The sequence below is a fragment of the Streptomyces sp. OfavH-34-F genome (assembly GCF_022347745.1).
GTDB lineage: Bacteria > Actinomycetota > Actinomycetes > Streptomycetales > Streptomycetaceae > Streptomyces.
In genome coordinates this window covers 46,081-59,414 of sequence record NZ_JAKRGC010000005.1, presented here as the reverse complement: position 1 = coordinate 59,414, position 13,334 = coordinate 46,081, and the positions used below count along the sequence as shown (strand labels likewise).

The following is a 13,334-nucleotide window of genomic DNA, read 5'->3' as shown; positions in this document are numbered from 1 at the left end:
CTCCGTCCCCCGTTCTTCCGCGCCCAGGACGGTCATCGGACGGCGGCCTTGTCGGCGGCGCGCTCCCCGGCAGGCACCGTATTCGGGCTCGCGGCGTCGACCCCTGCGAGTTCCTCGACATCGAAGAGCCGGGCGATGGGCACATCGGTGCTGCTGTGGGCGATGATCGAGAAGGCGATGCAGACGGCGATGAGGGTGTATGCCTCTTCGCCCTGCGGGATTCCGGCCTGCAGTACCAGCAGCCCGTACACGACGGACGCGAAGCCCTTCGGGCCGAACCACGCCGCCACGAGCTTCTCCTTGCGGTCGAAGCGCGTGCCGTACAGGGACAGCAGGAGCGAGGCCGGACGGATCAGGACGATCGCCAGTACCGCGGCCACGTACCCGCCGAAGGAGAGCTGACCGAACAGGTGCGGGGTCAGCAGGGCGCCGAAGACGAGCAGGGCTGCGAACTTGGCCAGCTCGGCCAAGGCTTCGCCGAGGGGTTCGAACGCCTCCTTCGCCTCCGTCGAGCGCGCGGCGAGGACCGCGCCGGCGGAGAAGGCGGCCAGGTAGGGGTTGGCGTGGGTGAGGTGGCAGGTCGCGTAGAGGATCACGCCGACGGCGAGGGGCAGCAGCGGCTGAAGCTTCGGTTCGGCCCCCAGCAGCCGGAACCTGACGAGGGCGACAACGGCCAGAGGCAGCACGATGCCCAGGGCGAGACCGGTCACCAGCTCCAGTGAGATCTTGCCGAGATCGGCCTCGGCATGGCCGGAGGTGGGTCCCGCAGCCGCGATGAAGATGAGCACGACCGGCAGCGCCAGCCCGTCGTTGATGCCGCTCTCCACGTTCAGCAGCTGGCGCAGCTTGGCGGGGACCTCCCTGCGGCTGACGATGGCCGAGGCGAACACCGGGTCGGTGGGGGCGAGCACCGCTCCGACGAGGAACGAGGTCGTCCAGTCCAGGCCGACGAGGTAGTGCGTGATCAGGGCCATGCCGGCGAAGGCCAGCGGCATGCCCAGCCCCAGTGCGCGTGCCGGGCTCTTCCAGTTGGCTCGCAGCTTGGGAAAGGAGACGTGCATGCCGTCGGTGAACAGCACCGCGAAGAGAGCGAGGTCGGCCGTCACTGAAACGATTCCGCTGTCCGGGGTTATGTGGATCAGCCCGAGGAAGCCGTCACTCACCAGCGCGCCACCGGCGAGAAACAGAAAGGAGGTCGAAAGAACCGTGCGTGCGGCAAGACCGGACAAGAGCACTGCGATCAGCAGCGCAACACCGAATACGGCGATCAGAACCATGGGAGTAAACCTCGATCGGGACAGACCTCTGGCAGGAATCGCCGACCAGGCTTCCCGGCACACCGCGGGGAACTTTACACGTTCCCTACTTCGCGGCGGCAGATCCACAGGGCTCAGTCACGAACTCGGGAGGGGGTCAGGCGGCGAAGCCGATGTTGGTGACGTACTCGTACTGGCCCCACTGCGAGCCGAGGTCGGTGATCTGGTCGCTCCAGACGTCGTCGAGGGCGCGGTCGTCGCCGGTGGACCAGGCGTCGACGAGGGCTTCCCAGTGGCGGATGTTGAGGGTGCGGAACTCCACGACGCGTTGGCGGGGCGGGGTCACGCCGGACTGGTTGAGGGGCATCGCGCGTCGGCTCGACGGGTGGGAGCTTCCGGAGCCCGTCGTGATCGGCGACAACGTGTGGCTCGGCGGGTCGGTCACCATCACCCCTGGCGTGACGATCGGTGACAACAGCATCGTCGGCGCCGGTTCGGTCGTCACGAGAGACATCCCCTCCGGCGTCGTCGCCGTGGGCAACCCGTGTCAGCCCATCAGGGCCATCAAGGGGTAGCGGGGCTGGGCCTCGGGCGCACCGTTGCCCGTACCTGCACGCCGGGGGCTCAGGGTTGTGCAGGACCGCTTTCGGAACGTCTGGGACACAGCGCTTCTGTCTCGCGATCTCGTTGAGGCGAAGTTCGGCATACCGATGGGTTCAGCCGACCCCGTCGCGCAGCAGGTCCCGCAGCTTCAGCGCTGCCGGCAGCGGGGTGGCTGGTAGGGCCGCGTGGAGGGTGCGGTGCAGGGCGGGGTCGTCGAGGCGGCACAGGACGACTTCGTCGGGGACGGCCCAGGCGGCCAGGGAAGGGACCAGCGCCACGCCGAGTCCGGCGGCGACGTAGCCGAACTTGCCGGTCCACTCCGCGATCCGGATGACCTTCTTGGGGGCGAAGCCGGCCCGGGCACAGGCGTCGGCGAGCATCGTCGGGCGGTTACCGTAGGCACTCTGCACCCAGGGCTCGTCGCGTAGCTCCCGCAGGCCGACCGTCTTGGCTCCGGCCAGACGGTGCGCGCGCGGGAGGGCCACGAGCAGTTCGTCCTTGCACAGCTCGGTCGTGATGACACCGTCGGCCGAGGGCAGCCCGGACGGGTAGTCGCTGACGACGGCGAGGTCCAGCGCCCCGTCCGTGAGGCGCCGCATCAACGTGTCGGTCGAGCCCTCGATCGCGACGACCTCGACATCCGGCCTGGCCTCCTGGAGGGCACGCAGGGCGGTGGGCACCAACTGGATGTTGGCGGTGGCGAACGCGCCCACGTGCAGCAGTCCGCCGTGGCCCGCATGCAGCACAGCCAGTTCCCGCTGCGCCCGCGCCAGCCGGTCGAGCACCTCGACGGCATGCCGGTGCAGCGCCCGCCCGGCGGGGTTGAGCCGTACGCCCCTCGGCAGCCGTTCGAACAGGGGGCCGCCCGCCCGCTGTTCCAGCGCGGCGATCCGCCGGGACACTGCGGACTGCGTGTAGTTGAGCCGGATGGCGGCATGCGTGAACGAACCGGTCTCGGCCACTGTCACGAGCAGCCGCAGCGCATCGATCTCGTACACGTTCCTCCCGCCGCCAAGACCCCCCTCGGGCCCACGGCCATCATGTCCGAAGACATGCGTACGGCGCATGGCTCCTATGCAATCCCGTCGCTGGTGACATGCCTTGATCGGCCCTAACGTCGTTCACGCGGCGGCGCACCGGAAGGGCAGGGCGTCGCTGTCCCAATCCCCCCTGAGGTGCGAGGAGGCGGTGTGTTGTCGCGACGGGGAGTTGAACAGGTGTGGGGCCGGTGAGCACGGGGTCCGTGCTCAGCCTGCCGGTGATGCTGGCCGATCTGGAGGAGCTCGTCACCTGTGAGTCCTTCTCGGCCGACCAGGCGGCGATGACGCGCAGCGCCGAGGTGGTCGGCGCCCTCGGCACGAGGCTGCTGAGGGTCGAGCCGGAGAGGATCGTCATCGACGGGGTGACCCATCTGCGATGGGCTTTCGGCACTCCGCGTGTGCTGCTGCTGGGCCACCACGACACGGTCTGGCCCATCGGCTCGCTCCGGACCCATCCCTGGTCGGTGGCTGACGGCATCGCAAGGGGCCCCGGCGTCCTGGACATGAAGGCCGGTCTGGTGCAGATGTTCCACGCCCTGGCCTCGCTGCGGTCCTTGGACGGGGTGTGCGTGCTGGTCACCGGGGACGAGGAGGTCGGCTCACCGACCTCGCGGAAGCTGATCGAGGAGGCGGCGCGGACGTGTGCGGCCGCCCTCGTGCTGGAGGCGGCCGCGGACGGGGAGGGCGCGCTCAAGACCGCCCGCAAGGGAACCTCGCGGTACGAGGTCGTGGTCCACGGCCAGGCCGCGCACGCCGGTCAGGAACCGCACCGAGGGGTCAACGCCGCCGTCGAGGCCGCCCACCAGGTACTCGTTGTCGCCGGCGTCGGGGCTGCGATGGGCGCCGTCGGGGCCGCCCATCCCGTCCTGGGCGTCTCCACCGTCACACCGACTCTGCTGTCGGCCGGCAGCACGCGCAACACGGTGCCCGCCCAGGCGCGAGTGGCAGTGGACGTACGCGTTCCCACCGTGAACGCGCAGGAGTGGATCGACCAGCTCATGCACGGACTCACCGCCCGCACGCCCGGCGCCAGGCTGGAGATCCTGGGCGGCGCGCAACGGCCGCCCATGGAACCGGCAGCCTCCGCCGACCTGTTCGCCCTCGCGTCCCGCATCGCCGCCGAACTCGGCCAGGAGCCCCTGCGGGCGGCCGCAGTCGGCGGCGCCTCGGACGGCAACTACACGGCAGCGGTGGGCTGTCCGACTTTGGACGGCCTGGGCGCGGTCGGCGGCGGCGCCCACGCGGACACCGAGCACGTCGAGGTCGCGCGGATGATCCCCCGCGCCCGGCTGCTCGCTCAACTCGTCGCGAAGACGCGACGACGGCCCGACCGTCACCGGAAAGACTCCGCGTGAGAGGCGACAGGAACTCCCCTCGACCGCAGTGCATCCGATGCGTCATTCATTCCTCAGGAGGCGATCGATCTTGCGACAGGACGTGAACGGGCTCGGCCTCGGCCGGCTGCACGGCAGTTATGCCGTCGCGGGAGTAGGAGGCGCTCTCCTGCAGATGGCGCGGCGGGGCCTCGTGGCACTGGCGGTCGTCGTAATCGTCATGCTGTTCGTCAGAAAACCGCCGTCGGCGTTCATCAAGGGTGCCGTCACGGTCGCCACGGTGCTCGCCATATACGGCCTCATGCTGGCATGGAGGCGCGCAACGGCCCGGTTCGGGATCAAGAGGTGCTACGTCCTCACGGACGGCCTGGTCGTCACCAACCTGTTCGGCGGTGTGCGGGATGCGGTGAGATGGAGCAGCATGGCCGGGCTGAACCAGACGGCCACCTTGTCGGTCTGGCTGACCTTTCACAGGTTCGAGATCGCTCGGCACGGTTCCGCGCCCCTGGCGTTCCTGGCCCTGGGGCGTAACCCAGCTCTGGCAACGGCTCTGTTGAGCCAGGCGAGAAGGAACGGCCTTCACCCCTGAGCCGCCGTAAAGCCGCGATAACGGCCCCGCGTGCTGGTCAGTGGCCGATGGTGTCCAGTTCGACCACGTCGTCACGGGAGAGGGAGAGCCCGGCACCGGCGATGTTCTCGCGCAGGTGCGCGGCCGAGGAGGTGCCGGGAATGAGGAGGATGTTCGGCGAGCGCTGCATCAGCCAGGCCAGTGCGACGGACATGGGCGTCGCTCGCAGCCGGTCCGCGACCCGGGAGAGGGCCTCGGACTGCAGCGGCGTGAAGCCTCCCAGGGGAAAGAACGGCACGTAGGCGATGTTCTCGGCGGCGAGGTGGTCCACCAGGGCGTCATCGTGGCGGTGGGCGAGGTTGTACATGTTCTGCACGCACACGACCGGGGCGATGCCTCGTGCCTCCTCGACCTGTTCGGCGGTGACGTTGCTGACGCCGAGGTGGCGGATGAGTCCTTCTTGCTGAAGGCCGGCGAGCGTCTCGAACGCTTCGGTGATCGAGCCGGGCCGGGGCCCCTGAGCGTCACCCATGCGCATGTTGACCAGGTCGAGCCTCTCGACTCCGAGGGAGCGGAGGTTGTCCTGGACCTGTTGGCGCAGATCTTCGGGGCGCCGGGCCGTGGGCCAGCCGCCCTGAGCGTCGCGGGTCGCTCCCACCTTCGTGGCGATCAACAGCGATGTCGGGTAGGGGTGGAGCGCTTCCCGGATCAGTTCGTTCGTGATGCGCGGTCCGTAGGCGTCGCTGGTGTCGATGTGGGTGATCCCGAGGCCGACCGCCTCGCGCAGTACCGCCAGGGCTCCGGCGCGGTCGGCGGGCGGGCCCATCACCCACGGACCGGCGAGCTGCATCGCACCGTACCCGAACCGGGTTACCGGCACGTCGCCCAGCATCCAGGTGCCGCCGGGAAGGGCTTCGAAGGGCGTGTTCATCGTGGTGCCTTTCACCTCATACCAGGGATGGTGTTTCCGTCCCCCGTGCACCATTCTTGGAGAGGAACTTCCCGTTGGGAAGTAGGCACTTCTAAGTGCGTAACACCCCAAAGTGAGAGGTGAGCTCCCGGTGGCGACGACGAAAGCCGACGGAAATGCCCAGGCCAAGGCCGAGTACAACGCGTTCCTGGCGGTATGCCCCAGCCGTCAGCTCCTCGACCGGATCTCGAACAAATGGGTCGTCCTGATCCTGTGCGCACTGGGCGGCGACACCCCCGAACCCCTCGGTGCGCCGCACACCCCGAAGGCGATGCGCTACTCCGAACTGGCCCGGCTGCTGACCGGCGTCAGCCAGAAGATGCTGACCCAGACCCTTCGGGCCCTCGAACGCGACGGCCTGCTCACCCGCACCGTGACACCCACCGTCCCCGTCACCGTCACCTACGAACTGACCGACCTCGGCCACTCCCTCCACCACCTGACACGCGACCTCAGGCAGTGGGCCCAGACCCACATGGACGCCGTCCTCACCCACCGCGAAAGCCACGACGCACAAACCTCCTGACCAGCCGCAGGCATAGCCGAGCATCGACTGCGAACGGGAGGGACTCAAAGCCGCCGAACCACGCTGACCCGCGCGTTCTCACCTCTCATCCCGCACTGGCGAAGTCGTACGGCGTATCCAAGCCGAGCCAGGCTTCGAAGGGTTCCTGCGCCCGCTCACCGCCGAGAAGGCGCGTGCCCCTCGCAGCCGAAGGCCCCGTAGTGGTCCTGCCACGCGGCCCGCCGGCCTCGGCGTCGTATCCGGCCGGCCCCACCTGGAGTCACTGACCACCGGCTACGCAGCTCCCCAGCTCGGTGTGGTCAAAACAGAACGGCGGCTTGGGAGGGCGCCGGCGTGTCGGGGCTCTCGACGTCGATTTCTAGCTGCAACCCAGAGGTCGGCCAGTCCACGATGGTCAGCGATGCGGCGCAGGACACGAGGGCCCCGTTCTCGTCGCGGCGATTGCCGGGGGCGTCATGCCGCCACAGGCGGCCCTTGGTCAGTCGGCCGGCTACCGGGCCGACCGCGATATCGCGGCCGCACTCCGGGCACTCGACGCGGGGCAGTTTCATCACCTGCCCAGTGTCGCCGAAACGGCCGAAGTACGTCCGGAGACTTCTTGGTTGTGGCGGCGTGACGGATACGGAGGGCTCCTCGTTCACCGCCGAGCCCGTCCGGCCCGGTCTGATCCGGCGTCGGGCCGTCCGAAGGAGGCGGCTGGCGCTCAGGGCAGGATTCCAGTGCCCCGGCCGGCCGCGACTCACCCAGGCTGATCATGTTGCTGAGGTGCGGCGCAGCGCGTAGACGGCAGCGCCGATCGCGAGGACGGCGGCTCCACCGAGGACGGAGGCCGCTGGGAGGGCGAAGGCCAGGACGAGGCAGCCGGCCAGACCGAGGACGGGGATGATGCGGGGCGGGCGTCCCTCGGCCGGCGTCAGGGTCCAGGCGGAGGCATTGGCGATGGCGTAGTAGACCAGGACGCCGAAGGAGGAAAAGCCGATGGCCCCGCGCACGTCCGCGGTCGCGGCCACTGCGGCGGCGACGACACCGACGAGCAGCTCGGCCCGGTGCGGGACCTTGAACTTCGGGTGCACGGCCGCCAGGGAGTGGGGCAGGTGGCGGTCGCGCGCCATGGCCAGCGTGGTACGCGAGACACCGAGGATCAGTGCCAGCAGCGAGCCCAGGGCTGCCACCGCCGCACCGGCGCGTACGACCGGGACGAGCCAGTCCTCGCCCGCCGCACGGGCGGCGTCTGCGAGCGGGGCCCCGGCTGCTGCCAGGTCTGCCGGGCTGAGGACCGACAGGACGCAGACGGCGACGGCGGTGTACACGACGAGGGTGATGCCCAGCGCGACAGGGATGGCGCGGGGGATGGTACGGGCCGGATTGCGGACCTCCTCGCCGAGGGTGGCGATGCGGGCGTAGCCGGCGAACGCGAAGAACAGCAGCCCGGCCGCCTGGAGTACACCGCCGAACGTTGCGTCCGAACCCACCTCCAGCCGACCGGTATCCGCCGCGCTGGAGGTGAGGGAGGCGACCACGACGACCGCGAGCACGGCCAGGACGAGTGCCACGATGGCACGGGTCACCAGAGCGGACTTCTGTACCCCGGCGTAGTTCACTGCCGTCAGCGCTACCACCGCCGCGACGGCGATCGCATGCTCGTGACCTGGCCAGACATAGGAGCCGACGGTCAGGGCCATCGCCGCGCAGGAGGCTGTCTTGCCCACGACGAAGGCCCAGCCGGCCAGGTAGCCCCAGAACTCGCCAAGGCGTTCGCGCCCGTACACGTAGGTTCCGCCGGAGGCCGGGTAGCGGGCGGCGAGCCGCGCCGAGGAAGTCGCATTGCAGTACGCGACGACGGCTGCGAACGCGAGACCGATCAGCAGGCCGGAACCGGCCGCGCGGGCGGCCGGAGCCAGGGAGGCGAAGACCCCGGCGCCGATCATCGAGCCCAGGCCGATCAGCACCGCGTCCGGCCCCCCGAGGCGCCGCTGGAGTTCGTCCGGCACCCCGGGCACGGGCGAGGGCATGCTGCTCACTTCGTCACTCCTTGACGGCCATGGCCGCAGGGGCTCGTGGCCTGCGGTCCGCGCAGACAGTAGAGGATCGACCTGAACACACCATGACCAGGTGGCGGGCGCCTCCCGGTCCGAGTCCATGTCTCGCCTCAGAGCCTGGAGCACGCACCCGGTCAGCGGCCGCATCCGACGCGTTCCGTGGACAACGCCAAGTCATCCAGGCGCAGGTCGTAGGAGTCCGGTGTGGGATTGCCCTGGTAGAGCTGCCATCCGATGCGAACGGTGTCGAAGGCGGGAAGGACGAAGTCCACCGGATTGCCTCCGTGCCGGGTGGTGGTGACGGTCATGTCGGGCTGGGGCTCGCCGTCGATCCATACCGCCACACGGTTGTCCGAGGCGTCCACCTCCCATTCCAGGCACGTCCACTTCCCCGGTTCGGCCGGGGCGGAGTCGCGCCAGTCGGTCCAGTCGCCCGTGGGGCCGCCGTCCGAGCCGATGCCCCACAGCTGCACCCCGTTGCCGACGGTCGGTACGTACTGGCCGCCGATCGGTCGGACCACGCTGCCGTCGCCCTGGCCGGTGGCCTCCACCAGGGTGAAGTGGGCCCAGTCCGGAGCGGTGGGGAAGGCGTCGACCTTCACCCGCATCCGGCCGAAGAAGCTGTTGTCCGGGGCCGAGACCTCGTCCACCTCCAGGAACGCGTACCCGTTGCCCTCGGTGCGCACCCGGAGTACTTGGTCCGCGCCGCGCTTCCCGCCGTGTCCGCGACCCCGCTCGCGTTCGACGGCCAGTGTGCCGTTGTGGGTGTCCACACCCCAGCGCATGCTGGTGCCCGCGCCCCGCGGCAGCTCATCGAAGTCCTCGCAGAACAGTAACGCCGGGTCGGGGGCACAGCCGTCGACGGGTCGGCCGCCGTGGCGGTCGTGGGCCGGAGCCGGAGCGCCGCCGGTGGCGGCCACCACCGTGGCGCCGGCCAGGGCGATGGTGACAAGAAGTCGGGGCAACCGTCGGGAGAGGAGGGGATAACGCATACGCAGTTCTCCAATCGGGTGAGGCCGAAGGAACGTATGGGAGCGCTCCCATATTCGTCCGGCACCCTACGGCAACTGCTGCACCCGCACCAGAAGATGGCCGGTAGCGCGCCGACATTGCCCGAGACGACCAGGGTGGCGTTGCCTTCGAGGCTTCACGACTGGCCTGGACCGGGTGGCCGTACGGCTGGAGAGCCTCGACTTCTACGTGCCTGCCCCCGGCGCCGGCCACCCCAGCCACCAGATGAAGAGGCCGCTCAGCAGAACGAGCAGGAAGAGTACGGCGTTGGTACGGCGATAGGCGACCAAGAGCGCGACGAACTCGCGGATCATGGCGCTCGGCCAGAAGTACGCGGCTGTCGGGGCGCCGATCACGTTTCCCCGGATGCCGGTGCGGCGAGCGGTAACCGCGGCGCGGAAGACATGGTAGTTGTTCGTGACGATCACGCACCGGTAGGTCGGATTCGCCCGTTCCATCAGCGCTTTGCTGAACGTCAGGTTCTCGTCCGTGGTCGTCGACCGGTCCTCGCGTTCTATCAGGTCGGCGGGGAAGCCCTGGGCGACCAGGTATTCGGCCATCGCGTGGGACTCCGGCAGCTTCTCGTCGGGGCCCTGGCCCCCCGAGGTAATCAGGACCGGGCGCCGCCCTTTCCGCGACAGCCTGGTGTGTTCCTTTCGGGCCCGGTCCAGGCGGCTGGCCAGCAGCGGGGACACGGTGGTGCCCCCGATCAGGCCCGAGCCGAGGACGACCACGAAGTCCGCCCGACGCCGGATGCGCACATGTGCGTACAGGGCCCCATAGACGAGGAAACAGAGGAACAGGAAGGCGACGTACCCGGCGAGCGCCACGGCCGTCGCCGCCATCACCAGGAGCGTGTGCGTATGCAGCACCAGCGCGGTGATCAGCAGTGCGAGCAGGGCCACCAGGGCGATGCCCGCTGCCAGGGACAGCAGATTCGCCGAACTCCTTCCCTCCTTGCGCACCATGGTGATCCCGTTGGCGATGAGGAAACACGCCAGGGTGACGACACCCACGCCCGCGAGGGTCAGCAGGGCGACGGCCAGGTCGCGCCCCAACTGGGCTCGCTCGGCCGCCACATGCAGGAGAAGTGCGATGGCCGCGAAGACGGTGGACAGGCCCAGCAGGACTGCGTTGCTCACTCGGCGGCGGTCTTGCACCACACCAACACAGAACAGGAGCAAGCAGACGAACGACGGGACGAAGGCCACCATGCGCCGATCCTACGATGCGCGGCACGATCCCGAGGTGGCGCGGCTGCCGGGTCTGCCCGGCGACACATAACCGCCCTGCCACACAAGGAAGTTGCTTTCTTCTCGAGGCGGCCAGGAAGAGAAGGGAACGGAGCGCTCGTTCACGTCGGAACCGGACCAGCCTGACCCGGAAATTCACGCAGCGAATTTCTGCGGCCCGGATTGCGGAGCAACTCGGGCCGTGGCCAACGCGGAGAGTCGCCGACCGGCAGTGCGGAGCGTTGCAGTTTGTCCGCCGCCGTGAAGTGAAGGCCATCCTGAAGAGCCTACTGATACAGGCCCTGACCCCAGCACCGGTGGCACTTCGGACAGCGAAGGCGGTGGAACTACGTTATTTTGAATTCTTCGAAGCGAGGGATTCAAGCCAGGATCACGGTACAGGAGGATCTCACTCTCACTTCCGCCGCTCATTTGCTCGCGGATAAACTAATCGCAAGAGCTGGATAGTGGATAAGGTGTTTGGTGGTGGAATATCCGTCTATATACACCTAGCCAACCGGGCGATAATATGGCACGAGAACCTTCTTCTACCCTAATTAATCGGAGAAATTCATGGTCAACTCCCACAGTCTCCGGCGACTCGCGCTCTCGGTTCTCTCCGTGCTCATGTTCGTGGTGGCAACTTCCGCATGCGGCACCTCGTCCCATCTGGATGAAGTAAGTGATGTAACGCAAGCCGATCTCGTTGGCACGTGGAGAGGGGCAGACGAGTCGCTCCTCATTCTGAAGGGTGGTGAGAGATTCGAGGCACGCTCATTGAAGACCTCATACACGGCTGGAGCGGGCGTGCACGTCGAGTCCAAAGAAGTTGTCAGCGGGACGGGTAAGTGGGCGTTTGGCCACTACACCAAGGACTGGGTGATTAACCTGTGGTTCGAGTCGAGTGGAAGCGCCACCTTGTTCATTGCATCAGCCGACGGAGAGAAGGTGATTTGGGCTTGGGTGGGCGATGGCGATTCTTTCATCCTGAAGAAACGAGGAGCTCAGGCCCGAATCTGAGACAGCTCAGCGTTGCTGACAATTCCAACTGTTCGAGCCGATGAAGCCTCTCGAGGCCATCCAGCGGCTGAATGACCGTACGGGCGTAGGGCGGGCAGGCACTCAGATTTCAGTTGGACGCAGCAGTCGTTCTCTACGCGTCTCCGGTCCAACCCTGGACCGGAGACGCGTAGCCAGGGGCGATTGTGCCTACTACGGCGACGAAAACCCCGAGAGAAAGCCCTCAGCGGCGATTTGGGTGGCGAGGGCGGGGTGCTGCCAGGCCGAGTAGCCCGTGGCCACTCCGATGAAACCTAGAACAGCGTGGGCTGAGTGCGATCAGCGCACGGAGCCGAAGGCCGAGGTCTTCTATCTGGGTAGCGGACCTCCGCGGGGTCGGGTATGAGTCCCGGCGTGGCGGCGGGTGCGGCGCTGGTCATCGCTCTCCTGATGTGTGATCTCGGCGGCCGGGCGTGGTGTCGTACGGATTCCGTGCGCTGAGCCGTACGGGATCCTGCGGCGTCAGGCCGGTGGCCTACCTGCTGGGGCGGTGACGTCCCGGGCGGTGTCGTTCACGTCGGCGGGTGCCGCAAGGACGGCGCGTGCCGCGCGTTCGCCGGTGGCGAGGGCGCCTTCGATGTGTCCGGCATGGTCGGTGGCCGTCTCGGTCGACGCCCAGTGCAGGCTGCCGTCGAGGGCCGGGCGCTGGTAGAGGCGGTGGCCGAAGAGCGAGTAGTCGGCGAGGCGCTGCACGGTGGATGGGGCGGTCCACTGTTCGGTGCTCCAGTCCTGCACGTGCAGGGCCACCGGGGATCCGGCCGCCGGGCCGAAGAGCCGGGTGAGCTGGGCGGTGACGGCCTGCTCGAAGCCGGGCCGGACGGTGCGGGCGTGCGCGAAGCCGAAGAGCGCGGCGGGTTCGCCGCCGGGCCCGGACATGTCGTGGATCTCCTGGAGCGGGCCGGTCCTGCTGAACGCCGCCCCCGCCAAACCCTCCTGGCGCCAGAACGCGGCCGGGTAGTGGGCGACGACCTTGACGACAGCGCCCATCCACACCGGGGTGGCCCGGGCCAGGCGCACGAGGTCGTCGGGGAGGGCGTGGTCGAAGTCGATGCGCTCCAGGGCCAGGGCCGGGGGAACGGCCAGAACGACGTGCCTGGCATGGAGGGTGCCGGCCGGGGTGAGCACGTCGAGGCCGCCTTGGCCGGTCGTGTGGATGGCGGTGACAGGTGTGTCCAGCCGAAGAGAGCCGGCGGGCAGCGCGGCGGTGAGGACGGCGGCGATGCTCTGCGCGCCGGCGGCGAAACGGCGGGAGGGGGCATCGATCAGATTGCCGGTGAGGCGGCGGATGCCGGTCGTCTCCTGAAGCATCGTGTCGCCGGCAAGGTGCTGCTCGAAGGTGGCGATGCCGCTGCGGACGGCCAGGGCCTGTACGCGTTCCTCGCCGCCCCAGAACCAGGTGGCTCCCAGATCGAGCGCCTGCCCCGGGTGCTCGACGGGGGTGGAGAGCAGGCGTCCGCCGACGCGGTCGCGGGCCTCCAGGACGACGACGTCGCGGTCGGCGGCGTGCAGGGCGGTGGCTGCGGCGAGTCCGGAGGCGCCGGCGCCGATCACGATGACGTCGTGGCTTTCCCAGTGGGACATGTGTGGCTCCAATCTGAGCAGGCTTAACCCCCGCTGTCGTCGGTGGTGCGGCATCGGGCTGAGGGGAGGGCAGGGTGCCGACCGCCGCGCGGCTGAGGCGCGCGGCGGGACGAGG

At 68.8% G+C, this 13,334-nt stretch carries 12 protein-coding genes and 2 pseudogenes; 5 read left to right on the top strand and 9 right to left on the bottom strand.

All coding sequences use genetic code 11. The features are described 5' to 3' along the window. Positions 1 to 32 precede the first annotated feature (32 nt). Together MHW47_RS02260 and MHW47_RS02255 are read right to left on the bottom strand one after the other, a co-directional pair. Positions 33 to 1,277, bottom strand: a complete 1,245-nt coding sequence (locus tag MHW47_RS02260) for a sodium:proton antiporter (protein WP_239220872.1) — start codon at positions 1,275 to 1,277, stop codon at positions 33 to 35. Between the two features lie 136 nt (positions 1,278 to 1,413). Then, positions 1,414 to 1,620, bottom strand: a pseudogene (locus MHW47_RS02255) (transcriptional regulator); the annotation flags it as partial. A 10-nt stretch (positions 1,621 to 1,630) separates the two neighbouring features. Between MHW47_RS02255 and MHW47_RS02250 the strand changes: the two are divergent. Further along, a pseudogene (locus MHW47_RS02250) lies at positions 1,631 to 1,831 on the top strand (DapH/DapD/GlmU-related protein); the annotation flags it as partial. Positions 1,832 to 1,972: 141 nt separating this feature from the next. Here the strand turns inward: MHW47_RS02250 and MHW47_RS02245 are convergent. Beyond that, positions 1,973 to 2,857, bottom strand: a complete 885-nt coding sequence (locus MHW47_RS02245; protein ID WP_239220871.1) for a LysR family transcriptional regulator — start codon at positions 2,855 to 2,857, stop codon at positions 1,973 to 1,975. Between the two features lie 263 nt (positions 2,858 to 3,120). Here MHW47_RS02245 and MHW47_RS02240 point away from each other — a divergent pair, with 263 nt between their 5' ends. Continuing rightward, positions 3,121 to 4,254, top strand: a complete 1,134-nt coding sequence (locus MHW47_RS02240; protein ID WP_239220908.1) for a M20/M25/M40 family metallo-hydrolase — start codon at positions 3,121 to 3,123, stop codon at positions 4,252 to 4,254. 70 nt (positions 4,255 to 4,324) lie between these two features. Further along, positions 4,325 to 4,822: a hypothetical protein gene (locus tag MHW47_RS02235; protein WP_239220870.1), complete on the top strand. Its 498-nt coding sequence runs from the start codon at positions 4,325 to 4,327 to the stop codon at positions 4,820 to 4,822. Positions 4,823 to 4,859: 37 nt separating this feature from the next. Here the strand turns inward: MHW47_RS02235 and MHW47_RS02230 are convergent, their stop codons facing one another. Continuing rightward, positions 4,860 to 5,732, bottom strand: coding sequence for an aldo/keto reductase family oxidoreductase (locus MHW47_RS02230; RefSeq protein WP_239220869.1), 873 nt, complete (start codon positions 5,730 to 5,732; stop codon positions 4,860 to 4,862). Positions 5,733 to 5,862: 130 nt separating this feature from the next. On the opposite strand from MHW47_RS02230, the gene MHW47_RS02225 reads away from it, so the two are divergent. Further along, a complete protein-coding gene (locus MHW47_RS02225; RefSeq protein WP_239220868.1) occupies positions 5,863 to 6,297 on the top strand; it encodes a helix-turn-helix domain-containing protein in 435 nt (144 codons plus the stop codon). Positions 6,298 to 6,596: 299 nt separating this feature from the next. On the opposite strand, the gene MHW47_RS02220 is transcribed toward MHW47_RS02225, so the two are convergent. The 4 genes from MHW47_RS02220 to MHW47_RS02205 all read right to left on the bottom strand — a co-directional run bounded on the left by MHW47_RS02220 (position 6,597) and on the right by MHW47_RS02205 (position 10,561). Then, positions 6,597 to 6,851, bottom strand: a complete 255-nt coding sequence (locus MHW47_RS02220; RefSeq protein ID WP_374230043.1) for a hypothetical protein — start codon at positions 6,849 to 6,851, stop codon at positions 6,597 to 6,599. A gap of 198 nt (positions 6,852 to 7,049) precedes the next feature. Further along, a complete protein-coding gene (locus tag MHW47_RS02215) occupies positions 7,050 to 8,309 on the bottom strand; it encodes an APC family permease (RefSeq protein ID WP_239220906.1) in 1,260 nt (419 codons plus the stop codon). Between the two features lie 161 nt (positions 8,310 to 8,470). Then, a complete protein-coding gene (locus MHW47_RS02210; RefSeq protein WP_239220867.1) occupies positions 8,471 to 9,328 on the bottom strand; it encodes a hypothetical protein in 858 nt (285 codons plus the stop codon). A gap of 204 nt (positions 9,329 to 9,532) precedes the next feature. After that, positions 9,533 to 10,561, bottom strand: a complete 1,029-nt coding sequence (locus MHW47_RS02205; RefSeq protein WP_239220866.1) for a YdcF family protein — start codon at positions 10,559 to 10,561, stop codon at positions 9,533 to 9,535. Between the two features lie 639 nt (positions 10,562 to 11,200). Between MHW47_RS02205 and MHW47_RS02200 the strand changes: the two genes are divergently transcribed. Next, a complete protein-coding gene (locus MHW47_RS02200) occupies positions 11,201 to 11,599 on the top strand; it encodes a hypothetical protein (protein ID WP_239220865.1) in 399 nt (132 codons plus the stop codon). 501 nt (positions 11,600 to 12,100) lie between these two features. Here MHW47_RS02200 and MHW47_RS02195 read toward each other — a convergent pair. After that, entirely contained in the window at positions 12,101 to 13,219 is a 1,119-nt protein-coding gene (locus MHW47_RS02195; RefSeq protein WP_239220864.1) for an FAD-dependent oxidoreductase, read from the bottom strand. Positions 13,220 to 13,334 lie beyond the last annotated feature (115 nt).